General features: G+C 45.6%; 21 protein-coding genes. 12 read left to right on the plus strand and 9 right to left on the minus strand.

All coding sequences use genetic code 11. The features are described 5' to 3' along the window. Positions 1 to 110: 110 nt before the first annotated feature. The 4 genes from QUA90_RS10665 to QUA90_RS10680 form a co-directional block, all read right to left on the minus strand. The gene (locus tag QUA90_RS10665) at positions 111 to 566 is read right to left on the minus strand and encodes a hypothetical protein (RefSeq protein ID WP_333389082.1); all 456 of its coding nucleotides are present in this window, start codon (positions 564 to 566) and stop codon (positions 111 to 113) included. Positions 567 to 582: 16 nt separating this feature from the next. Beyond that, positions 583 to 879 (minus strand): hypothetical protein, encoded by a 297-nt coding sequence (locus tag QUA90_RS10670; protein WP_333445378.1) that lies wholly within the window; start codon positions 877 to 879, stop codon positions 583 to 585. Between the two features lie 102 nt (positions 880 to 981). Beyond that, positions 982 to 1218, minus strand: coding sequence for a DUF433 domain-containing protein (locus QUA90_RS10675; RefSeq protein ID WP_333445380.1), 237 nt, complete (start codon positions 1216 to 1218; stop codon positions 982 to 984). A gap of 704 nt (positions 1219 to 1922) precedes the next feature. Further along, positions 1923 to 2825 (minus strand): undecaprenyl-diphosphate phosphatase, encoded by a 903-nt coding sequence (locus QUA90_RS10680; RefSeq protein WP_333445382.1) that lies wholly within the window; start codon positions 2823 to 2825, stop codon positions 1923 to 1925. Between the two features lie 322 nt (positions 2826 to 3147). Here QUA90_RS10680 and QUA90_RS10685 point away from each other — a divergent pair, with 322 nt between their 5' ends. From QUA90_RS10685 to QUA90_RS10695, 3 genes are all read left to right on the plus strand, one after another. Next, the gene (locus QUA90_RS10685) at positions 3148 to 3759 is read left to right on the plus strand and encodes a thylakoid membrane photosystem I accumulation factor (RefSeq protein WP_333389084.1); all 612 of its coding nucleotides are present in this window, start codon (positions 3148 to 3150) and stop codon (positions 3757 to 3759) included. A 149-nt stretch (positions 3760 to 3908) separates the two neighbouring features. Next, on the plus strand, positions 3909 to 4841 hold the full coding sequence (locus QUA90_RS10690) for a trypsin-like serine protease (RefSeq protein WP_333445384.1): 933 nt from the start codon (positions 3909 to 3911) through the stop codon (positions 4839 to 4841). A 145-nt stretch (positions 4842 to 4986) separates the two neighbouring features. After that, entirely contained in the window at positions 4987 to 6048 is a 1062-nt protein-coding gene (locus tag QUA90_RS10695; RefSeq protein ID WP_333322814.1) for a mannose-1-phosphate guanylyltransferase, read from the plus strand. Between the two features lie 114 nt (positions 6049 to 6162). Here QUA90_RS10695 and QUA90_RS10700 read toward each other — a convergent pair whose 3' ends face one another. Next, positions 6163 to 6747: a Uma2 family endonuclease gene (locus tag QUA90_RS10700; RefSeq protein WP_333445386.1), complete on the minus strand. Its 585-nt coding sequence runs from the start codon at positions 6745 to 6747 to the stop codon at positions 6163 to 6165. Between the two features lie 296 nt (positions 6748 to 7043). Between QUA90_RS10700 and QUA90_RS10705 the strand changes: the two genes are divergently transcribed. The 5 genes from QUA90_RS10705 to QUA90_RS10725 all read left to right on the plus strand — a co-directional run bounded on the left by QUA90_RS10705 (position 7044) and on the right by QUA90_RS10725 (position 12110). Beyond that, entirely contained in the window at positions 7044 to 8696 is a 1653-nt protein-coding gene (locus QUA90_RS10705; protein ID WP_333322829.1) for an AarF/ABC1/UbiB kinase family protein, read from the plus strand. Between the two features lie 296 nt (positions 8697 to 8992). Beyond that, positions 8993 to 9199, plus strand: a complete 207-nt coding sequence (locus QUA90_RS10710; protein ID WP_172190898.1) for a hypothetical protein — start codon at positions 8993 to 8995, stop codon at positions 9197 to 9199. Between the two features lie 338 nt (positions 9200 to 9537). After that, positions 9538 to 10482: a UV DNA damage repair endonuclease UvsE gene (gene uvsE / locus QUA90_RS10715; RefSeq protein ID WP_333445388.1), complete on the plus strand. Its 945-nt coding sequence runs from the start codon at positions 9538 to 9540 to the stop codon at positions 10480 to 10482. Positions 10483 to 10901: 419 nt separating this feature from the next. Beyond that, positions 10902 to 11573 carry an SOS response-associated peptidase gene (locus QUA90_RS10720; protein ID WP_333445390.1) on the plus strand — a complete coding sequence of 224 codons (672 nt, stop codon included), beginning with the start codon at positions 10902 to 10904 and terminating at the stop codon, positions 11571 to 11573. A gap of 150 nt (positions 11574 to 11723) precedes the next feature. After that, a complete protein-coding gene (locus QUA90_RS10725) occupies positions 11724 to 12110 on the plus strand; it encodes a VOC family protein (RefSeq protein ID WP_333445392.1) in 387 nt (128 codons plus the stop codon). 120 nt (positions 12111 to 12230) lie between these two features. On the opposite strand, the gene QUA90_RS10730 is transcribed toward QUA90_RS10725, so the two are convergent. Continuing rightward, positions 12231 to 12848 carry a CP12 domain-containing protein gene (locus QUA90_RS10730; protein WP_333226874.1) on the minus strand — a complete coding sequence of 206 codons (618 nt, stop codon included), beginning with the start codon at positions 12846 to 12848 and terminating at the stop codon, positions 12231 to 12233. A gap of 162 nt (positions 12849 to 13010) precedes the next feature. Between QUA90_RS10730 and QUA90_RS10735 the strand changes: the two genes are divergently transcribed. The 4 genes from QUA90_RS10735 (at position 13011) to QUA90_RS10750 (ending at position 19093) form a co-directional block, all read left to right on the plus strand. Next, complete coding sequence (locus QUA90_RS10735; RefSeq protein ID WP_333445394.1) at positions 13011 to 13148, plus strand: hypothetical protein; 138 nt, start codon at positions 13011 to 13013, stop codon at positions 13146 to 13148. Between the two features lie 214 nt (positions 13149 to 13362). Then, entirely contained in the window at positions 13363 to 14400 is a 1038-nt protein-coding gene (glpX, locus tag QUA90_RS10740; RefSeq protein ID WP_333038520.1) for a class II fructose-bisphosphatase, read from the plus strand. A 145-nt stretch (positions 14401 to 14545) separates the two neighbouring features. Next, positions 14546 to 15838, plus strand: a complete 1293-nt coding sequence (locus QUA90_RS10745; protein WP_333083528.1) for a glutamyl-tRNA reductase — start codon at positions 14546 to 14548, stop codon at positions 15836 to 15838. Between the two features lie 237 nt (positions 15839 to 16075). Continuing rightward, positions 16076 to 19093: a UPF0182 family protein gene (locus QUA90_RS10750; protein WP_333445396.1), complete on the plus strand. Its 3018-nt coding sequence runs from the start codon at positions 16076 to 16078 to the stop codon at positions 19091 to 19093. Between the two features lie 97 nt (positions 19094 to 19190). On the opposite strand, the gene QUA90_RS10755 is transcribed toward QUA90_RS10750, so the two are convergent. The 3 genes from QUA90_RS10755 to QUA90_RS10765 form a co-directional block, all read right to left on the minus strand. Further along, positions 19191 to 19844 carry a hypothetical protein gene (locus tag QUA90_RS10755; RefSeq protein ID WP_333445398.1) on the minus strand — a complete coding sequence of 218 codons (654 nt, stop codon included), beginning with the start codon at positions 19842 to 19844 and terminating at the stop codon, positions 19191 to 19193. A gap of 252 nt (positions 19845 to 20096) precedes the next feature. Beyond that, the gene (locus QUA90_RS10760; protein WP_333445399.1) at positions 20097 to 21047 is read right to left on the minus strand and encodes a hypothetical protein; all 951 of its coding nucleotides are present in this window, start codon (positions 21045 to 21047) and stop codon (positions 20097 to 20099) included. A 240-nt stretch (positions 21048 to 21287) separates the two neighbouring features. Beyond that, positions 21288 to 22916, minus strand: coding sequence for a site-2 protease family protein (locus QUA90_RS10765; RefSeq protein ID WP_333322799.1), 1629 nt, complete (start codon positions 22914 to 22916; stop codon positions 21288 to 21290). Positions 22917 to 23117: the final 201 nt, after the last annotated feature.

Genomic DNA, 23117 nt, shown 5'->3' on the forward strand with positions numbered 1-23117 from the left:
CTTAGCGTCGGCGACAGCCGAATCGTGGTGGTTGGTGTAGGATATATATTTTTGTGCTAAATCAATATTAACTGCTGGGAACGACTAGCATTTTGAGTTTGAGTGTAGTGTTAATTTTCTGTCTTCAGCATAGCCGATCGATACTCCCCCCTCGAATATATTTTTTCTGCACGTTCTCCTGCAATCTGCACATTAAAAGTGATTCCCGATCGCCGAGGCTGCCATCCGAGTCGCACCGCTTGCCGTATCCATTGTGCTACATCAGAGGGTCTTACTGGTTTCACTTCTTGCGTGGAAATAATCTGCCATACTTTTACCTCTTGTGGCGCTCCATCTGGAGGTTTTACCGGTATAAATTCACAGTTAGTTTGGCTCCAACCTTGAGGATGAGGTCGATCGGTGAGGATAACTAACACCGATCCTGGTTGTTCAGCGTGTTCGACAGCAACATGAAGATGTCCGCAGCCGGATTCTGCTTGCGTATTAGTAGTTTGTCTTCGGATTAGCCAGATGAAAGCCTCCTCATCAACAATTATTTTTCTTGTTCCTTTTTTCGGTATTGACATAAGTTTGCTAAGCTCCTTAGCGTAAAGGTAAAAATCGTACTTGCCCTTCCCATTCTCCTTCCAGACTGCACTCAGTTATTACCAAAATTTCCTCGATCGCCAAACCTACGGAAACATGGCGACTTACTTCAAATAACCCTGGCATCCCAAGACCTGTTTGCATTCGTCTGTAGGCGAAGTTGGTCATCATTGCTACATCTGCTTCGATCAAGCCGATATCTTGAACGCGGACAATCTCAACGTCGGGATTCCGCCGCAGAATACCTCGGACAATCTGATTGTTAAAGTTCTCGTCTGCCAAGAATCGCAGCATATAATACTACCCTTTTTGGTCGCGTCTTGCTAATAGGCGATCGCGTATTCCAACTGGGTTAAAATGCCTTTCTGCTTCCTGCTGAACTTCTGCGGCAAGACGTTAAAGTTCCATCAGATAAGCGTTAACTTCGGATTGGTGTCGCAAGTAGTAGCCGAGCGCACAATAAATATCGGAAAGTTGGAGAGACGGGTACTGTTTTCTGATTTCTTCTGCTGTGCAGCCTTCAAGAAAAGCTGTAATGATTGTATCTAGGGTGACGCGGGTTCTGCTAACGCGAATCACACCGTTTGCATCAGCCACCAGCGAAATTGGTTCAGCCGTAGTAACAAGTAGCATTTTGAGATTGATGGCAGTGTTAGTTTTCTCTCTTTAGCTTAGCCGTTTGCTAAAGTAGATCGCCTTTACAAGCAGGATAAGTTCTGGGTTGTGAATTTAGCTTTGCTGTGAGAGGATGTATCAAAAATATGTATTTATGAAACTCAAAATTTTGACGGGTTCCTGACAGGCTTAGGATCGGGAGTTAAATAATTTACACAAGTTTGTGGGGAGTAGGGTTGGGCGGGACGCCCATCCCACAAGAACCATCAAAATTGTAAGTTATTTAATTCTCATTCCTTAGTTGTTTCTGCCCGGACAACACCGCTCTTTTATCAACCCAGACGTGCGGGAAATAATCGCTTTTGTTGCGATACTCTTCCATGTATTAGCACTGGGATTATGAACCGAAAAGCCGTTTGAAATCTGATACTATTGTTCCACAATTCCGGGAGTGATAAAGAAGGACATCCCTACACCAATGCTAGCAGCATAATTAGCGCTAATTGTGCATTTTGGCGGTCGCTATCTTCGGGCATTTTACATCCTTTACGGCGACGCTCACTTTGAGTTAAAAGCTAACAGCTTGTCAGCTATTAATCAGCTTTTTATGAACTGGCTCTCCGGCCCGTTCCACAAGAAAATTTACTCTTTGTGGAACAGGCAAGATGCCTGTTCTTGTTTTGTGGAACAGGCAAGATGCCTGTCCTTGTAATTATAACAACCTACGCATTTTTAACTGCCCCACCTGCGAGCGCCGTTAAAATGGCTACGCCAAAAGCTAGCCTATACAACACAAATATCCACGTTTTTTGAGTTTGCAGGAACTTCATTAGCCACGCGATCGACAAATAAGAAAACAAAAATGATGAAATCGTTCCCACTATCAAAGCTGCAACTCCTGCATCGCCGATTCCTTGCCCCAAATTACCCTTTAATTCCACTAATCCAGCCAGAGTAATTGCCGGAATTCCCAATAAAAAAGAAAACCGCGCGGCGGCGGGTCTTTCCAATCCCATGAACAATCCTGCTGTTAGAGTGGAACCCGATCGCGAACACCCCGGAATCAATGCGATTGCTTGAGCTAATCCCATCAAAATACCGTCTAAGACAGTTAACTTTTCATAATTGCGATTGCGCTTGCCAATTTTTTCTGCTATTGCTAAAAGTAGCGACATGACGATCGAAGCAATAGCAATGCTGGCCAAACTTCTGAGTGGCGAGTTGTCAAAATCTGGAACCAATGCCTTGATTAGCAGCCCAAAAAATACTATAGGTATTGTTCCCAAAACCAGTCCCACAGCCATTTGAAACTCATGCGATTTGTAGTTGCGCTGCACCAAGGCTTCTACTGCACCAACAGTTATATTTGTCAAGTCTTTCCAGAAGTACCAAAGCACGGCAATAATGCTGCCCAACTGAATAACAGCAGTATAAGCAACTCCGGGATCGCCCCATCCCAGGGCGATCGGCACTACCTTTAAATGAGCGCTGCTGCTGATGGGCAAAAACTCTGTTAATCCTTGTACAATTCCTAAAACAAGCGCCTGCACTAGATTAATTTGAGCAGACCCGGAAACATCAGCAGCGGGCGTTTGGGCGAGGAGTGCATCAAGCAAAGCTATCATTAGTTGTAAATTCCCAGTTGTCAGTTTCTAGTAATCAGTTGAATTTAATATCTTGCACCCTTCTGGGAAGCTAGAAGCCCACCCCACCACAAATAAATTTTATTGTGGCGCGGACAGTTCCAGTCCGCCCCTGAAAAGTCTATCGCACATAGTGATCTTCGGTCTGTAGAATCGCCTTGTCGATCGCCACTATCAGCAATTTACGATCGTCGAGCCGAAACTACTTTAACCTACTCAAGAACATTTGCCTACATTTTGCTGATAAACTTAGGAAAGTTTTTGCATCTGATTTCGCTTTTGTTACAGCAACTGCCCACAACCTATGATATTTCCTGAGAACAAAAATTCAATTGTTACTGCTGCTTCTGGCATCCACTGGCTGAGGCGAATCTTGTCAGCCAGTCTTTTAACAGTGGCGATCTCACTTAGCTTGATACTGCTAACCGGCACGCCACCAGCCTTAGCAACTCTCACCGACGATCGCTTCGACGGTACAATCTTTGCCCTCTACGCCGGCAACGGTTCCCTAGTTCCTCCTAAAGTCAAGCTTGTAGATTCTTTCAAACGCCATAAACCCGTACTGTTAGTTTTTTATACTGATGACAGCAGCGACTCGAAGCAATATGCGATCGTCGTCTCTCAACTCCAGGAATTTTACGGCCGCGAAGCCGATTTTATGCCCATAAGCATTGACTCTTTGCCTCCGCAACCGTCACCGGAACTTACCGAACCGAGCCATTATTACGAAGGTTTCGTACCTCAAACTCTCATCCTCGACCAATCGGGAAAAGTCGTTTTTAATGAGAAAGGACAAATACCATTTGAACAGGTAGATGATGCTTTTCGGAAAGTCTTTGACTTGCTGCCCAGAGAAAAATCAATCCCCCTCAAACGCCGTGTTGTGAACGAACTCAACGTCGAATTATCGAAGTAAAATATTGCCATAAGAGGACACGGCAGTGCCGTGCCCATACCCGGATTAATTGTATGGAAAGTGCACTGCCGTGTCCTGATTCTGGGTAAAATTAATTCCAATAGTATCGGATTTGATATAACAGCTATTCAATCAGTTCAATATCAAAAATGCAGTCAGTAATCAAAGTTTTATTAATGGCAGTTTTGACTGTGTTGTTAGTTTTAGAAACAGCAGAAATCGGGCGATCGATAATTAGCGCTTTTCCTGACAGCAGTTCCCGCAAACCTTTAGCTTTAAATCAATATACAGGTGTCGCCTATCTCGATTCGGCTTCCTGTACTGGTTCGCTGCTAACGGGAGGGTTGTACCTTCTCACGGCGGCCCACTGTCTGAATGAAGGCGGAGTTAAGGTTCCTGCTGAAACGGCAATTAAAGCAATTTTTAAATTGCCTAGAGGTGAAGTTAGCATCCCCGTTAGCAAATATTATATCCATCCGGGCTGGACTGGTTACGAATCGGAAGTTGGCAACGATATTGCTATTTTAAAGCTGAAAAGGATCGTGCCGCCAAGGATCGAACAGTACGAGATAAATAGAAACAAAAATGAAGTCGGTAAAATATTGACAAAAGTAGGATACGGGTATATAGGGTTAGGTGCAAAGGGACAAGATGAAAATTCTAATTCTGAGGCGAAAAGATATAGCGGACAGAATCGGTATGATGCTTTAATTGATGTTTTGAAAGATGCTACAGAATCAGATATGTCGGAATTGGTTTTGGGAAGTCAATTAATCTTTGATTTTGATGCGGGAACTAGCGAACACGATGCTTTGGGGAGGCATTTTCCGAGATTGCGCGATCGAGGTTTGGGGAAAAATGAGATAGCTACGGCTAGCGGAGATTCCGGCGGGCCTTCGTTTGTCGAGGGCAAGATTGCGGGGATTAGTTCTTGGGGTTATAGCGATCGGGGATTTTTCAAAACAAACATCGCCGATATTGATAAAATTGACGACAATGGCAGTTTCGGGGAAATTTCCGGCGACACGCGGGTATCGTTTTATGCTAATTGGATTGACAAGATAACCCAAAATCCATCCTAGGAATTTTTAAAATTTCTACTAAATAAAAAGCTTAGCGCCTTAACGCCACGCTGCCAACAATTAATAAGTTTTATCAATTATATCACGATCGTTTCAATCCCTCAAGTGTCAGGCAAAATAGATCAGAACCCTTTAACTTCAAATCATGACCAAAACCTTAATTCCCGTAATTCTCGCCGGCGGTAAAGGCGAACGTTTCTGGCCGCTGAGTCGCAAACAGCGGCCCAAGCAGTTTTTGAGTCTCGACGGTAGCGGCAAGAGTTTGCTGCAAGCAACTGCCGATCGACTATTAACATTAGGTAACGGTTGGGACGATTTGTGGGTAGTAACGTCGGAAATGTTGGCTGCGGGGGTTCGCGAACAGTTGCCGCTGTTACCACCGGAAAATTTGCTGGCGGAACCGGAGGGGCGGGATACTGCGCCAGCGGTGGCCTGGACTGCTATAGAAACTGGCAAGCGTTACGGTGAGGATGCGGTTGTTGGTTTTTTCCCCGCGGATCACTGGATTGGGGAACCACAGGAGTTTATCAAGACTTTAGAGGCGGCGGCCGAGTTGGCGAAAAATCAGGATGCGATCGCCACTTTGGGAGTCAAGCCGAGTTATGCTTCGACTGGTTACGGCTACATCGAACAAGGCGAGGAAATTGGCAGTTTTGGAGGTTTTCCGGCTTATCGAGTGGCGAGGTTTACGGAAAAGCCTGATCGCACAACTGCTGAAGAATTTGTAGCCAGCGGCAAGTTTAGTTGGAACGGCGGAATTTTTGTCTTTCGAGTTGGAACTGTCTTGACAGAATTGCGAAATCATGTACCGGAAATGATGGCAGCTTTGGAAGCAAAAGGCGCGCAGGCTTACTCGGAATTACCCAAAATTAGCATAGATTACGCCCTGATGGAGAAGACGCAAAAAGCCTGTGTTCTGCCCGTAGGCTTTAGCTGGGACGATTTGGGAGATTGGAATGCGATCGGTCGTTTGCTGCAAGGAGATAAACCCAATGTCGAGTTAGCAAAACACGTCGGAATTGATACCAAAGGCGGCATTTTTTATGCAGCCGATGAGAATGAGGTGATTGTCACCATTGGTTTAGAAGATGTGGTAGTTGTCAGAGATGGCAATGTGACTTTGATTGTGAAAAAGGACAGGACGCAGGAGATTAAACAGGTAATTAAGGTGTTGGGAGAAGATGAGAAATTGAAAGATTTGCTGTGAAGGTGAGATGAGGCCGCACGACACGGATTCTGATGGCGGATACACCAACTATTCATCACTGTTGATCCCGGCATTCCTTTTTGAATCTGTGTTGTGCCTTACTATTTACTTTATTTACATAATTTCTTCTAAATTCAACACAAAACCAGGCAGTACATCTTCCCCTGATAGAGTGGCAGGATTTTCGATAATTTCAACATCTTGACCGGGGCGATAAATTTCTACCCGCCGATTTTGCCTGTCAATTAACCAACCCAATTTAGCACCGTTATCTATATATTCTTGCATTTTCTCTTGAATTTTTTTCAACCCATCAGTCCGAGAACGCAACTCAACAACAAAATCAGGACACAAAGGAGCAAAACTGTCTTTTTGTTCCGGTGTTAAAGCATCCCAGCGTTCTTTTTTGACCCAAGAGGCATCAGGAGAGCGATCGGCCCCATTGGGGAGTGTAAAGCCTCCCGAAGAGTCGAAGGCAACTCCTAGATTATGTTGCCGACTCCAGGCTTGAAGTTGATACGATAGATCCATATTGCGCTTGCTAGTTTCACTGCCTGTCGGTGGCCTAATAATTAATTCCCCTGATGCTGTACGTTCAAACTGATAATCGCGGTTGTGCTGACAAAGCTCAAAAAATTGCTCGTCACTTAAGTTGATGGATAATTCGATCGAGTTGGTAGGAAATTGGATGGCAATCATGTCTCTTATACGGTATTAAACACATTGAGAATCGGGTTTGTAATAACTTACTCATTCAATTATTGGACACATCTTTTCAAGTCAATAAATTTAATTATAAAAATATCATGTCTGCTTTAACTGTATATTACTATGAGGAGCAATGCCACGGCCAAAGACCGATCGCCCCCACACCCGAAATCTGTCACGCCCATTCCCACCACCCCCAATTTATTCCCCAAGACACTGGTCAGCCCGGTCAACAGCGCTATCCTAGTAGTTATATAGCCCTTAAACCCGATCGACCCGGAGGCCCCTTGTTTAGCCTAGTTCAAAACAATTCTCGCAAAGGAGAAATTCTAGAGGTCGTCTTCCGCAACGGTTGGGACTACATGAAAAGCCTCCTAACCGGCCGCAAAACCGACGCACCCAGTCTCCCAACTCCAGCAGTTCTCCGCAACATCCTCGTCGAATTAGGCCCAGTATTTGTCAAATTGGGACAATTGCTGAGCACCCGTCCCGACCTTTTACCAGCCACCTACATCGAAATCCTCTCCACCCTACAAGCGGAAGTGCCGCCCGTACCGTGGTCGGAAGTAGAATTTATCGTCCGCAAGGAACTCACACAATCTCTCGAAGATACCTTCGCTAAATTTAACACTCAAGCCGTCGCCGCAGGTTCGATCGCCCAAACCCACAAAGCTACTTTAAAAGACGGTCGCGAAGTCGCCCTCAAAGTTCAGCGCCCCGGTATTGAGATTGTCATCGAACAAGACATCGCCGTGCTCCGAGGTTTGGCAGAACTTGTCATGCTCACAGACTTCGGTCAACAATACGATATTGTCGCCCTAGCAGAAGAATTTGCGATCGCCCTGCGTGCAGAATTAGACTTCATTCAAGAAGCCAGCTACACAGACGAACTGCGCCGCAATTTATCTAAAAGTAAATGGTTTGACCCCACACAAGTTGTCCTACCAGAAATTAACTGGGAGTTGACTACAAAAAAACTCTTAGTAATGGAGTGGCTGAACGGAGTCCCAATTTTGTTAGGCGACTTGCAAGGAATTCGCCACAAAGGAGATATAAATGCCGAACGTGAAGAAATTACAACGCTGCTTTGCCGCGTTTTCTTCCAGCAGTTGTACATCGACGGATTCTTTCACGCAGACCCGCATCCCGGCAATTTATTTTATCTCAAAGACGGCCGGATAGCTTTGCTGGACTGCGGCATGGTCGGCAGATTAGACCCGCGAACTCAGCAGAATTTGACAGAAATGTTGCTGGCAATTGTCGATTTAGACGCTCAGCGCTGCGCTCAATTAACTTTAGAAATGGCCGAATTTGCTCAGCCGACAAGTCTAGTTAATCTAGAGAACGATTTAGCTCGAATGCTCCGCAAGTATTACAATGTCAGCTTGTCGCAAATGAACTTGTCGGAAATCTTTTATGAGGTGCTGGAAATAACCCGCAAAAATAAAATTCGACTGCCCAGCAATCTCGGTTTGTATGCAAAAACTCTAGCTAATTTGGAGGGACTGGCGCGCTCTTTTAATCCCCGATTTAATATTGTAGAGCAGGTCAAACCGCTGATGACCGATATGTTTCGGCGTCAGTTATTAGGAGACGATCCGATCCAAGCTCTGCTGAGAACTGCCCTGGATCTCAAAAGCTTATCTTTGCAATCTCCGCGACAGGTGGAAGTGCTTTTAGACCGAGTTACTTCGGAAACTTTGAAGTGGAACTTGACCCTAAAAGAACTCGACCCGCTGCGTCGCACTCTGGGGGATTCTGCGAACCGACTTTCTTTTAGTATTGTCGTGGGTTCGCTAATTGTGGGGGCGGCAATTATTTCTTCTAACGCACAAACTCCTCAGCTATCTTTTCTGAGCACGGGTTTGTTTGGGGCGGCGAGTTTTTTGGGTTTGTGGTTAGTTATTAGCATTATGCGATCGGGGCGTTTGCGGAGTTAATTGTCAAGGAGAAAGGGGGAAAATCATGAGATATATAGCCTTTATCAATTTTCGTGAGGTACACAGGCGACCAATTCCCGATCGGATTGCCATTCGCAGAGATATCTTGAATTTATCGGCGTTAATCTGTGTTTATCTGCCTTAATCTGCGGTTTTCCTATCTACCGCACTGTTGCCAAGAAAGGCTATAGCATCCTCAACTATTAATCAACATCTCTGACTTAAGATAGGCGATCGCCCGCAGCCGCTAAGTCTAAGCTAGAAATTGTTCCATAAACCTAATTGAGGAAAAAAAGATGAGTAGCGGTCACGCCAGCCATAAAGGCTCTTCCACAAAACCCAATACCAATACTAACGGTCAAATTACATCCCCTGACGACCAACCCGCTGACCCGCTAAATCAAGAAACATCCGGTTATCCGTTCCATAACGAAGCAATGGAAAATCCTGTTGCCACCGCGCGGCCCGACGAAGAGGCTGAGTCTGGCGAAGAACAGCAATAGTTATATCGATTAAATTGTCATCGATATGCTAGCTGCGACGCCGTTGATTAGAGGTTTGATAAAAATTAGGTTTGTACTAATTACATCTTGCACTTCCAGAGTCCGCCAAGGAGTTAAATCTCTGGCGGACTATTGGGGCAGGTTCAGTAGTACCTCATATCAAATCCGTTGACATCGGAATTATTATCTCTCTCTTCTCTTTCTCTGTGTCCTCTGTGCCCTCTGTGGTTGAATCATTCCGATACAACCGGAATTGATATCACAGCTTCAGAACAAAGGACTAAAATCCTGACGACAAAACTATTTAACCTAAAATTCAAGTTAGGAATTATTGATAAATGAGCGGGATTAACCAAGTATTGGAAAAGGACAAATTGCCGGAATTGGGGTTAGTCTGCATTACAACATCCGATGCAGTTCGCTTTCGCACTGTGACGAGGAAGCGACTTTTACAGCTTTCGGAAACAGAACAAGAAACAGTATTGCGCGAGCTTTATACAGACAACTTAAAGCGGCTTGACAAAGCGATCGACTTCTGTTCTGCTAATCAAATTAAGCTCTACCGCATGACTTCTGCACTGTTCCCTTTTGCAGATACAGAGTTGGGGGAAGCAGTGCTACACTCCATGAGTAAAGAATTGCGGACTACGGGCGATCGCGCAATTTCCCTCAACATCCGTTTGGTACTCCACCCCGATCAATTTGTCGTCCTCAGTTCCGACAAGCTTTCTGTAGTTGAAAACAGCATTAAAATTCTCGCGGCTCATGCTTTAATTTTAGATATGTTGGGACAGCCCCGATCGCCAGAGGCATTGATGAACATTCACGGCGGCAAGAGCGATCGCATTTCCCAGCTCAAATCAGTCATCCGCGATTTACCCGAATCAATTCGATCGCGCTTAACCTTTGAAAATGACGAATACGCTTACAGTTCCTCGGAAATTTTAGAAGTTTGTCTCGATACCGGCGTACCAATGGTTTTTGACGCCCACCACCACGTCATTCACGAACATTTAGAAACTTACGACGATCCCAGCGTTGCCGAAATGCTCGCAGCAGCCCGCACAAGTTGGTCTGTTCCTGAATTGCAATTAGTGCACATATCGAATGGCAGAGAATTTTTTGCCGATCCGCGCCACAGCGATTTAATTACAGAAATGCCTAATTGCTATTATCAAGCTCCTTGGATTGAAGTAGAAGCTAAATTTAAAGAATTAGCTATTGAAAAGTTGCGCGCCGAATGGTTATCTGCGAATGTTCCACAATTGAGTAATGTCTCTTAGGGTGGGGTTTTACCAACAATAATTGCCTCAAACCAACCATCTCGAAAATTCACCCGCACCCAACGGTAAATCACAAGAACAGGCAAGATGCCTGTTCCACAAAGAATGAATTTTCTTGTGGGGTGTCCCGCAAGAACAGGCAAGATGCCTGTTCCACAAAGAATGAATTTTCTTGTGGGGTGGGCGTCTCGCCCGCCCGGTTTAGTCCGACAGTCCGACAGGGGTTAAAAACCCCTGTCTCATAGCTAAAGTCCTCTAAAAGAGGACTAAAATAGATAGATATTGAGATCGTATTTCCAGTCGGTTTTAACCGACTTTAGCTTTGAGGCAGGGGTTTAAACCCCTGCCGGACTGCCGGATTACCCGACTGTCGAACTGCCGGAATAAGAAAAAACCGCCTTAATACCAACTATAAAATTATGTGTGGACGATACACTTTAACTACTTCAGGTGAAATCATAGCCGAGTTCTTCAAACTGTCGGCAGTTCCCGATATCAAACCGCGATACAATATCGCCCCAACTCAATCAGTTGCCACAATAACAGTTGAACCCGAAAAAATGCAGCGAGAGTTTCAATTTATGCGCTGGGGTTTGATTCCAAGTTGGGCAAAAGACATGAAAATAGGCAGCAAGATGATCAATGCGCGATCGGAAACTGTAGCCGAAAAACCTGCTTTTCGCAGCGCCCTTAAGCACAGGCGATGTTTGATAGTCGCTGACGGTTTCTACGAATGGCAACAGCAGGGAAAGAACAAACAGCCTTACTATTTTCAAAAGGCAGACGGCGAACCTTTTGCTTTTGCCGGTTTGTGGGAAAATTGGGAATCTCCTGAAAAAGAAAACATTGTATCTTGCAGTATAATTACTACCGCTGCTAACGAAACAGTGCAGCCGCTGCACGATCGAATGCCAGTAATTCTCCCCGACAGCGATTGGGAACAGTGGCTAGATCCTGCTGTTAAAAATGCTCAGGAAGTTTTGCCCTTGTTAAAACCCTATGCTTCCGAAGCGATGAAAGCAAAGGCGGTAAGTGCGATCGTCAATAGTCCAACTAGAGACAGTCCCGAATGTATTAGCGATCGACAATAAATCATTGGAGCGGATAAAACCGAGATAGTTTGAGTTATGATGTAAAATGATGTTTGAGTTGTAGCTTGGGTTTTCTAAGGAGCAGTTTAACTCAGTTGTTATTTGCTCAAACATTTTTTAAATCTTAACATCAGTTAGAAGACAAAAAATATGATCGGATACGTTACACTGGGTACCAACGATATTGAAAGTGCCGCCAAGTTTTATGATGCTTTGCTGGCTGAAATTGGCGCTCGAAGATTCATGGAATTCGACGGATTTATCGCATGGAGTGTTTCTCCCAATGGACCAGCACTTGCTATTACAAAACCATTTGATGGTAACACAGCAACTGTTGGCAATGGAGTAATGATAGCTCTTCAAGTTGACAGTCCAGAAAAAGTCAACTTAGTTTATAACAAAGCGATCGAACTTGGGGCTAAGGATGAAGGGCCAGCAGGACCAAGAGGCGCGTTGCCGGGGTTTTATGCGGGATATTTTCGGGATCTTGAGGGGAATAAGCTGAACGTATTTTGTATGACAGGGCCAAACACTTAAGATTTTTATTTTTCGTGAGGCGAGCCGAAAAAAAGCTATTTCCGAGCGTTAGTTATTAGTTATCACTCCCTAAATAAGAGTTGATAACTAATAACTAATGGTTAATGACTAATAACTAAATTAACTGTCGTAAATCCGCGCTTCAGCAGCCTCTGGATTTTCCTCGCAATACTCGTCAAAAGCCGTTTTTTCAAGCTTCATCGATCGCTGGTGAGAAGCCTCAGCCTGCATTTCCTCTACAATATCCCACGCTACCGCGCACTCTCTAGAAGTAGCGCCTTTTTCGGCACAGATAGTTCTGGCATCCGCGATCGCCTGTTCGATTTCTTCGTCAAATAAAACACTCTTCGGCTTCTCAAGGAAATCGCTTTTTGTCAAGATATCCGTGACCGAAATAATGCCCACTAGCTCGTCCTTAATCACAGGCGCCCGGCGGATGCGGGTATTCGCGAACAACCTAGCCACATATTCCACCCCCAAGTCAGGATTGACCGTAATGCACGGTTTGGTCATAATCTCGAAGACGCGGACTTTTTTCGGGTCTACTCCGTAGGCTGCTACTTTATAGACAATATCCGTTTCTGTCACAATGCCGTAGGCATCTTGTTCGTGGCGACGTTCCACAATCAACGCACGCAAACATAAATCGTTCATCATCGCCACCGCTTCAGCTACCGTTGCTGAACCGCGAATGGTAACAACTTCTGTTGTCATAATATCTTGGGCTTTCATCATCATTTTTTATTCCTTCCCGCTGATAAAGTCTACTGCGTCGCGATTTGGGGCTGTCCATTTGATTTGTGATCATCATTAGGACTTACCCTCAGAAACCCGCTTTCTACCAAGATGTTGGGTTTAGTAACGATAAATCCGGTTTAGCAACCCGGTTTCTGAGAAATCGTGCGATCGCAAACTAATCATAAAACCTTTAACGGCATTCGGGATGACAAGTTGCCTGAAACAGCCGATCGCTGCCGCAGAGCCTCTGGAGTCCGCGATTTAGCCCTCAGACGGCAGGGCTGTTTCATTCTCTTGTAGGGGCCGTGCTACCCCTACTCCCCGTGCCGGCCCTCTTGGTCGGATCTTTGAGCTTGTGTGACTCAGATTTTCCAGCCCCAGTATCAAAGAAGCAAAAGTTAACACAAACTAAGCAACTGCTTGCGCTCGCACAGATCCCCGCCTCTGATAAACTTGATGGCTGGGAGTGCAAAAGAGCACAAGGCACGCATCAGCAGTTGGGAGGATCTAGTTCGTGGACAATGTAATCGGTTTAGAGATTATCGAAGTAGTTGAGCAGGCAGCCATCGCCTCCGCTCGCTTGATGGGCAAAGGCGAGAAAGATGAAGCCGACAGAGTGGCTGTAGAAGCCATGCGGGAGCGCATGAACAAAATTCATATGCGCGGCCGCATCGTGATCGGCGAAGGCGAACGCGATGACGCACCCATGCTTTACATCGGTGAACAAGTAGGTATTTGTACCCGCGAAGATGCCAAAGATGTCTGCAACATAGATGAATTGATCGAAATTGACATCGCTGTTGACCCCTGCGAAGGTACTAACCTGGTTGCTTACGGTCAAAACGGTTCGATGGCAGTTTTGGCAATCTCTGAAAAAGGTGGTTTGTTTGCGGCACCGGATTTCTACATGAACAAATTGGCTGCTCCCGCGGCTGCTAAGAATCATGTAGATATTCGCAAAACGCCGACTCAAAACCTCAAAATTATCTCTGATTGTCTCGGCCGCAGTATTGAAGATTTGGTGGTGGTGGTCATGGATCGCCCCCGACACAAAGATTTAATTAATGAAATTCGGCAAGCGGGTGCAAGAGTTCGGCTGATCAGCGACGGCGACGTTTCGGCAGCGATTTCTTGCGCGTTTTCTGGTTCCAACATCCACGCACTTATGGGTATTGGCGCTGCACCCGAAGGTGTGATTTCTGCAGCAGCAATGCGCTGCTTGGGCGGTCACTTCCAAGGGCAGTTAATTTACGATCCGGCTGTTGTAAAAACTGGTTTGATCGGTGAAAGCAAAGAGAGCAATATCGCTCGACTTAAAGACATGGGCATCACAGACCCAGACAAGATTTACAATGCTGAAGAGTTGGCATCTGGAGAAACAGTTCTGTTTGCAGCTTGCGGGATTACTCCCGGAACGCTGATGGATGGAGTTCGCTTCTTTGGCGGCGGCGCTCGCACTGAAAGTTTGGTAATTTCTTCTCAGTCGAAAACTGCTCGGTTTGTGGATACAATCCATATGTTTGACCAGCCGAAATCTCTGCAATTGAATTAGTGATTAGTTAGTGGTTAACAGTTAAATGTTAACAATTAACAGTTAACGGTTAACAGTCACCGATGATTAGCAATTAGCGATAAACTAAGAACTAATAACAGGTGACTGTTAACAACTAAGAAAGAAATAGTGACAAATCACAGATATGAATATTGCAGTCGTAGGTCTCAGCCACAAAACAGCGCCGGTAGAAGTTCGCGAAAAACTGAGCATTCCAGAACAGAAAGTTGAAGCAGCGATCGCCCAATTGCGCGGCTACCCGCACATTCAAGAGGTTGCCATCCTCAGCACTTGCAACCGCTTAGAGATTTATATTGTTACCAGCGAGTCGGAACCTGGTGTGCGAGAGGTTATTCAGTTCCTTTCTGAATGCAGTAAAGTTCCTTTGCAGTCTTTGCGCCCTCACCTGTTTATTTTGCTGCACGAAGATGCGGTGATGCACTTAATGCGAGTGGCTTCTGGCCTCGACAGTTTGGTGCTCGGAGAAGGACAAATTTTGGCTCAGGTGAAACAAACTCACAAACTTGCCCAGCAGTACAAAGGTGTAGGCAGAATTTTAGAGCGCTTGTTCAAGCAAGCTCTCACAGCAGGGAAGCGAGTTCGCACGGAAACTAGCATCGGTACCGGTGCAGTTTCGATTAGTTCGGCGGCGGCAGAATTGGCTCAAATGAAGGGTCAGCATTTAGCAAGCAGCAAAATTGCAATTATTGGTGCTGGCAAAATGTCGCGGCTTTTGGTGCAGCATTTGCTCTCAAAAGGAGCTAGCCATATTTCGATCGTCAACCGCTCTGTGCGAGGCGCCCTAGAGTTGGCCGGTCAGTTTAAAGATGCTGAATTGCACCTGTATCAGCTCTCGGAAATGATGCAGATAATTGCCAGTTCTGACTTGGTTTTTACCAGTACCGCAGCTACCGAGCCACTGTTAAATAAAGCTAAATTGGAAGCTGTTTTAGACCCGAATCGCCCTTTGATGTTGGTGGATATTTCTGTGCCACGCAACATTGACTCGGATGCGAATGAACTCGCTAATGTGCGATCGTTTAATGTGGACGACTTGAAAGCAGTGGTAGCTCAAAATCACGAAAGCCGCCGCAAAATGGCAATGGAAGCTCAGGGCTTGCTGGAACAGGAAGTAGAGGCTTTTGATCTCTGGTGGCGCAGTCTGGAAACGGTTCCTACTATTAGCTGTTTGCGGGATAAGATAGAATTGATTCGGGAACAAGAGTTAGAAAAAGCTTTATCGCGTCTGGGTTCGGAATTTTCGGAGAAACATCAAGATGTGATTGAATCTTTAACAAGGGGGATTGTGAATAAGATTTTGCACGATCCGATGGTACAGTTGCGCGCTCAGCAGGATATTGAGGCGCGGCGGCAAGCGATGCAAACTTTGCAAACACTGTTTAATTTGGATGTGGATGTCAATCAGCAGTACAGCTAGTTTGTCATTAGTCATTGGTCATTAGTCATTAGTCAGTTGACAGGAAAGCAGTTAGCCGTTGACTGGAAAGCAGGAGTCATATTATGCCCGGTCAATTACCATGAATAAAAATGCCTCCAACCCTTGCGGCCAAAGCATCATTCGGGAGGGTAAATTGCTCAAACCTGATATCAGTTATCATTCAACCCATAACTAATGACTAATAACTAATGACTAATAACTAATGACTAATAACTAATGACTAATAGGCGAATTTGTCAAATAATCCTACTGATTGCGGGGCTATGGCTGGTTTTTGAATTAGCCTCCCGCATTGCGGCAGAAATTCTCTGGTTTCAGGAAGTTGGATATCTTCAGGTTTTTCTGTTAAAGCTGAAAACTCAAGGGTTGCTGGGGACGATCGCAATTGCTGTTTCTTCTGTCTTTTTGCTGGGAAATTTGGCTTTAGCCCGCCGCCTGCAACATCCCGCAGAGGAAATGAAATCGCCGGTGGCGGGGGCCATATTCGCTTCACTGAGGGCGAACAACACCGGGAAGAATACCCGGAAGAATTGCGAAATACCTGTTGCTAAATCCCCAATTAGCTTTTCCTGGCTGCTGTTGGCAGTATTAGGATTGAGTTCGATCGCAACTTTTATAATAATTCACTGCGGGCTGTTAGCTGCAAACAGCCTCACCTATTTCGGTATAGCTGGCAATTTACCTCCACCGCCCGTGCAGTTGGGAATTGAGTCAATCCAGCAAATAGCGGTGCAGTTATTTTCTAGCTGGTGGCAGTTGAGCTTGCTGCTGGGGACAATGTTAGCTGTGGTAATTAAGCCTGAGTTTTGGCTGCGGGCGATCGCCCTTTTTCTCAGTTTGGCGATCGGGCTGATTGTCGCAAGTCGGTGGACAAATGTTTTGCAATATTTGCACCCTATTAATTTTAACACAACCGACCCTCTTTTTAATCAAAATATTAGCTTTTATGTATTTATTTTCCCAATCTTAGATTTGCTAGGATTCGGGCTGACAGTTGTATTTTTGTACAGTTTAGTATCTTGTGCTTTAACATATTTGCTCTCAGGGAATAGCCTGAGTCAAGGGAGCTTTTTGGGGTTTTCTCGATCGCAGCAGCGGCACTTGTACGGGTTGGGTGCAGCTTCCATGCTAGCCGTTGCATTCCGCTACTGGCTGGGGCGCTACGCATTGCTGTATTCGCGGGGAGACGTTACTTACGGGGCAAATTATGCTGACGTGACGGTGCGGCTACCCGTCTATGGATTTTTGAGTATTTTGGCAGGGGCGATCGCACTTTTGATGCTGTGCCAGGTTTACCAACTCAAAATTAAAAATGAACTCATAAAAAAGATTACTTTAGCGTGGATAACTTTAAGTTTGTTGGGAACTTTCCTGCTGCCACAAATTGTGCAGCAACTCCTAGTTAAACCCAACGAACTAGCACGAGAAAAGCCGTACATGAAGCGCAGCATTGCCTTTACTCAAGAAGCCTTTGACCTCAAAGAAATTGAAATAAAAACTTTCGATCCCGCCGGGAAACTTACTTATGCAGACTTAGAAAAAAATCAACTTACGATTAGCAACATCCGGCTGTGGGACAAGCGACCGCTGCTGCAAACCAACCGACAGTTACAGCAAATCAGACCCTATTATACATTTCCTGATGCTGATATCGAGCGCTACACAATCAAAAATGAAAAAGCAAAAAAGGGAGATTCTGAAAGCCAACAAGTGTTTCTGGCAGCGCGGGAATTAGATTACACAGCAGTTGCCCCCGAAGCTCAAACTTGGGTGAACAAGCACCTGGTTTACACTCACGGTTACGGCTTTACTCTTTCTCCCGTAAATACAGTCGGTGTCGGGGGTTTACCCGATTATTTTGTCAAAGATATTGGAGTTGCAGCCCAGAAAGGAGAGACTGCTTTGGAAGTCACTAGCGATCGAATTCGGGCCAGTATTCCGATCGGCTACCCGCGAATTTACTACGGCGAAATCACCGATACAGACGCGATGACGCCCACAAAAGTCAAAGAATTCGATTATCCTAGCGGCGAAGAAAATGTTTACAATAATTACAACGGTAAGGGCGGAATTGCGATCGGTTCTATGTGGCGGCGCTGGCTGTTTGCTAATTATCTCAAAAATTGGCAAATGGCACTGACGCGCAATTTTACACCAGAAACTAAATTGCTGTACCGTCGAAATATTAATAAAAGAGTCCGGGCGATTGCTCCTTTTTTGCGCTACGATTCCGATCCGTATTTAGTAGTAGCCAACGCCAATCTTAGCCATGATGATATAGAAAAAGAAAAAGATAAAACTATCAACAAGATTAAACCCTCACCCTCGGCTACTGATAAATCTCCCAACTATCTTTACTGGATTATCGATGCCTATACAGCGAGCGATCGCTATCCATATTCTGACCCAGGAAAGCATGAATTTAACTACATCCGCAACTCCGTTAAAGTAGTGATTGATGCCTACAACGGGTCTGTTGACTTCTACGTTGCCAATCCCTCCGATCCGATTATTAACAGTTGGATGGCTATCTTTCCCGGACTCTTCAAACCCCTTGACAAAATGCCTCCGGCTCTCCGCAAACATATCAGATATCCAGTAGATTTGTTGAGCATTCAATCAGAACGCTTGCTAACTTATCATATGGAAGACCCGCAAGTATTTTACAATCGGGAGGATTTGTGGCGAGTTCCCAATGAAATTTATGGCAGCGAACAGCAGCCCGTAGCACCGTATTATTTGATTATGAAGCTGCCAACGGAAACAGCAGAAGAATTTATTTTGCTGCTGCCATTTACACCAGTAAGTCGCAACAATTTAATTGCTTGGATTGCAGGGCGATCGGATGGTAGCGAGTACGGAAAATTGCTGCTGTATTTATTCCCCAAACAGCGATTAGTTTACGGCCCGGAACAAATAGAAGCTTTAATTAACCAAGATCCGGTTATCTCCGAACAAATATCTCTATGGAATCGCCAGGGCTCAAAAGCAATTCAAGGAAACTTATTAGTAATTCCCATTGAACAATCTTTACTGTATGTGGAACCTCTTTACTTAGAAGCCGAACGCAATAGTTTGCCAACTTTAATCAGAGTTATTGTTGCCTACGAAAACCGCATCGTCATGGCAGAAAATCTTGAATTAGCACTCAAGGCACTTTTTCAGCAACAATCTACTAATAAATCGGTCATTATTCGACCTGTAGAAGGAACAGCACCAGCTTTAAATAAATAGTGAATGATATCAATTCGGGTTGCACTCCTCATGATTGTTGACTGTTGACTATCACGGACGGTGCAACCGGAAACGATATAAATTACTGCGATTTCTGTTAGCTAGCAGCCTTGATATCCTGCCACCAAACATCGACATAGGGCCACATCAATCTCTCGTCTCCTCCAGAATCTAGTTTCACTGTCACCTCATAACGGTAAATATGCGTGAGTTCGCCACTTTTACCATTCAAATACAATTGTTTGGGATTGTCCGTGATAATTTCTACCCTTTTATTCAACAGTGGCAGCATCTGGGTAGAAGAACCCTGAAACGGATTTTTGCCTTTGATCACATAGCCACCAATCCAAAATAAGTACATTGAAGCTAGGAAAAATACCGTCAATAAACCCACAATTGCCAGTGTTTTTTGTTGTGAAAAACTGGTATAAACGCTCGCATATCCTACGCTCATAGTTCCAAAAAACAACAAATTGGGCAGGTACAGCCCATCTTCCAGAAACACGCTACCAAAAAGCATCAGGGCTACCTGAAAACCCAATAATGCCGCCACCCAACTCCACCCAGTTAGCAACGATGCAGATAGTAGCCAATTCATTGCAATAGTAAGGGCGATCGCCATTGCTATTGCCCCAAGTGGTGCTGCATAATCGTACTGTCTGAAGGGAAGAAGAACAAAAAATACTAAAGCATACGCAAAACCCCCAACAGCCAGTGCTAATCCACTAATTATTTCGTTCCCGTTCAGCATGGCAAGGAATTTTTAGAGCACTAAATTGAAGCGTTCGCCTTCTGTTGTGATAGTAGCCGTTGAAAATTCCCAGCGGACTAATGCCAGAAATTCTAACCGTAGGGTGCGCCACGAGCCGCTTACCGCTATATTTAGGGGAGGGAACTCATTTGTGAACCAAGCGTGCTATTCCAGTTTCCCAAGGTGCAAGATTAACGATGACCGAAAGCACCAATCAGCCACATCAGAAAGTGAAATTTTCAGAAAACCAGATTATTTAGGGTCGATCGACTTAACAAATTGTTGCACAGGCTGTGGTAGAGCCGGCACAAAAGTCTTTCTAAAACCCCTAACATCGAACACTCGCCACAAAATACCTACCGCTACCGTCAAGAAAAATAACGCTCCCAAAAAATTGAACACAGTAGACAGAAAACCGCTGTCCCTTTTTTTCGGAGGTGTAATATGTTTCATGCGATATACAGCCGGCTCGTAATCTCTCGCCTCCTCGCGATTACGTCGCGGTGTTTTGGGCCGCGAACTCGCACTGCGGCTCTCAGTCAAACCCGTTTTATTAGTTTTAGTAAAACTGCTGGGCGACTTTAGCTCAGAAGCGCCGCGGGTTCCCGTTAACTTACTAACAGAAGCCCCCGTGTGGCCAACAGCAGCATCCTGAATTCTGCTGTTAGGGCGCTGAGTCGATTTGCGTTCGGCGAGGGTACGCATCAAACTTTGCAATTGCTGAGTCGCCGCCGGCGGGCGTTCCCCTTTCCTCGCCCAATTTAACAGCATCGCCCCGGTAATCCCGCAGAGATTCGTAGCGCCTACAGAAGCCAGCCGCTTCAGCAGAGGCTGGCTGTTGGACACAAAAATCACCAATGCGTCCGGGTGTTCTTGAGCCAAACCGTAAACGCACTGAGCCGTCGCCACCACCAGCATTGCTGGCTTGCTTTGATTTTTGATCGAAGGTTCGAGAGCGCGGTGTGTTTCCTGAGCGTCAGTTGCAATCCAGCCGCTGTCGGCAAAAAATCGCATAAACTCTCTAGCTACTTGCTCTTGAGCTTTTTCCACCGCTTGCCCTGTCAGACGATCTATTTCGTCGTACACTACTTCCGGGATATAGCAAGTTCCCACCTTCGCATATTCTTGCCAAACTTGGGTTCGGCCAGTCATTAAAACATCTGCATCAAAAGTTACCAATACAGGAGGAAGTTGATTAGCCATGACTGTATCCTATAGGCTCAGATAACTTATTTAAACTTAATCGATCGAGTTTAAACAAATTTTTGGTTGTAAAAAAATCAACTTTTGGTAGTAGATAAATTGCCCTGGGCGCGGGTATTAATGGGAAATTAGTAGTTAGGAACCCGATCGCCCTTCAGTTACCAGTTCGATCGCTCAATTCCTATATTCCACTAATTTACCGCAACCCAAGAGCCTATTACCAAAGATGCCCGACTACTGCTAATTCCCTATTCCCAGACGGCCAGCCAAAGCCGGAGTCAACGGCAACAGCGCAGCAATCATCAAGAACAAAGCTAGCAAACCCAAAGCCGCGCGAGCGTCGTCAGGCTCAGTCAGCTCGTTGAGGCTCGGCCGCTCCAGATTCCGCTGTAAAATCAGAATCACGATCGCCCAATACAGAGCCAAAGGATTAACTAAAGAAACGATAGCCAGCACCACAAAAGTCGCCAAAGTAGTGCGACTGGCTATTTTCCGACCGTAGATGGCTTGCACGATTCTACCGCCGTCCAACTGTCCCGCCGGCATCAAATTAATCGCCGTTATTACCAAGCCCAACCAACCGATAACTACCAGCGGGTGAACGTCAACAATCTGCTGCTGCAACGCCGAACCCAAAACCACTTTTGCCAAAGTTCCCACCAAAACCGAGCCCTTGAAAAATTCTGCGGGAATTTGAAACAAACTGCCGGGGTGAGACAGCAGCAAACCCGTTACCAGCATTAGCAGAGAAACTATTCCCCCAGCGGCTGACCCGGCAAAAGCGATGTCAAACAAAACTTTACGGTTGGGCAGCAGCGACTCAAAACGGTCGATCGCTCCAAAACAACCTATCTGCAAAGTTGGTATAAAAAACGGCCAACTCAAGCCAACCTTGTACCGATTTGCCAGCACTCGGCGAGCAATTTCCCCAGAGCCTAAAACCGCCCAAATTCCCGCTGCAATTGGCAGAACTTCTAGATATCTAGCGGGCGAGTTAAAGAAATCGAAACTTAGCAGCAAACCGCCTGTCTCTAAGCTAGTAGCAATTGTTGCCAGCAGCAGGACGACTGCTAGGATTTTTTGAGACACAGTTGTGGGCTGCGGGTCGTTGGTGCTGGGCAAGATAATAACTACGGGCTTGTCGTCCTGATTTTCTACTAAAAATAGGCGGTAGCGATCGTTTAATTTTTCTTCCAAACTTGCCGTCAAACGTGAGTGTACTTGTTCTGGGTCTCCTCGGAGATTGCCTTTGAGAATTACCCCATCTTGATAGGGAATCGTTTCTGTGGCAAAGAAAGTATCAATTCCAAAGATGCCTTTAATTGCCTTGAGGTCTTCCACCGGAACGGGAATTATTTCTGATTCATTATTCGCAGGCGACGAGGTGACGATCTTAATGGTTTCTGGGCCTGGTGGTCGCTGCGACTCAGGGGCAGAGAAAGCATCGCTTTGGGACTTTACCTCAGCAGCATCCGGCCGCGGCAGCACTGTATCGGATGCAGCCTTACGCAATTGCCGGCCCAGATAAATGTACAATCCCGTGGATGCCACTAGCAGCAACAATACCGCCACTAGATTGAGGTAAATTCCGGCGGCGAACAAACCAAAGAACAGCAGCCAGGGACTCATCAGCGCAACAGACTGCAACCAAGCCAAAATTCCCAGTTTGCCAAAAGGTCTGGCGCGATAAAATCCCCAACCCAGAATTCCCAGAGCAACCAATACGAGCGCAATTGTTGCCGTATTTTCCGATGCAACTATAGGCATTCCGGTTGTTTGCGCCAATAGGGGCTTTAAGCGGTCGATCGCGCTGCGGTCGAGTAATAGCATTAAATTTTGGGGAACATTAAATAGAGTTGTTGGGAACATATCCAAACCTGTCGGAAACTAGCCTGATTACTAAGGATAACCTCTGAGGGCTACTCGGCCCACAACCTGCTGCTGGTGGTGTTTGAACATCGCAGGATCTAGTCTATTGACACAATAGACTTTTTATGATAATACATCGGCTGTGTAAAACCTATACTCAGAAAGGTAGCAGTGTCGATCGCCCAGAAGCAGGAAGATTCG

This window comes from Microcoleus sp. D3_18_C4, from assembly GCF_036702355.1.
GTDB lineage: Bacteria > Cyanobacteriota > Cyanobacteriia > Cyanobacteriales > Microcoleaceae > Microcoleus.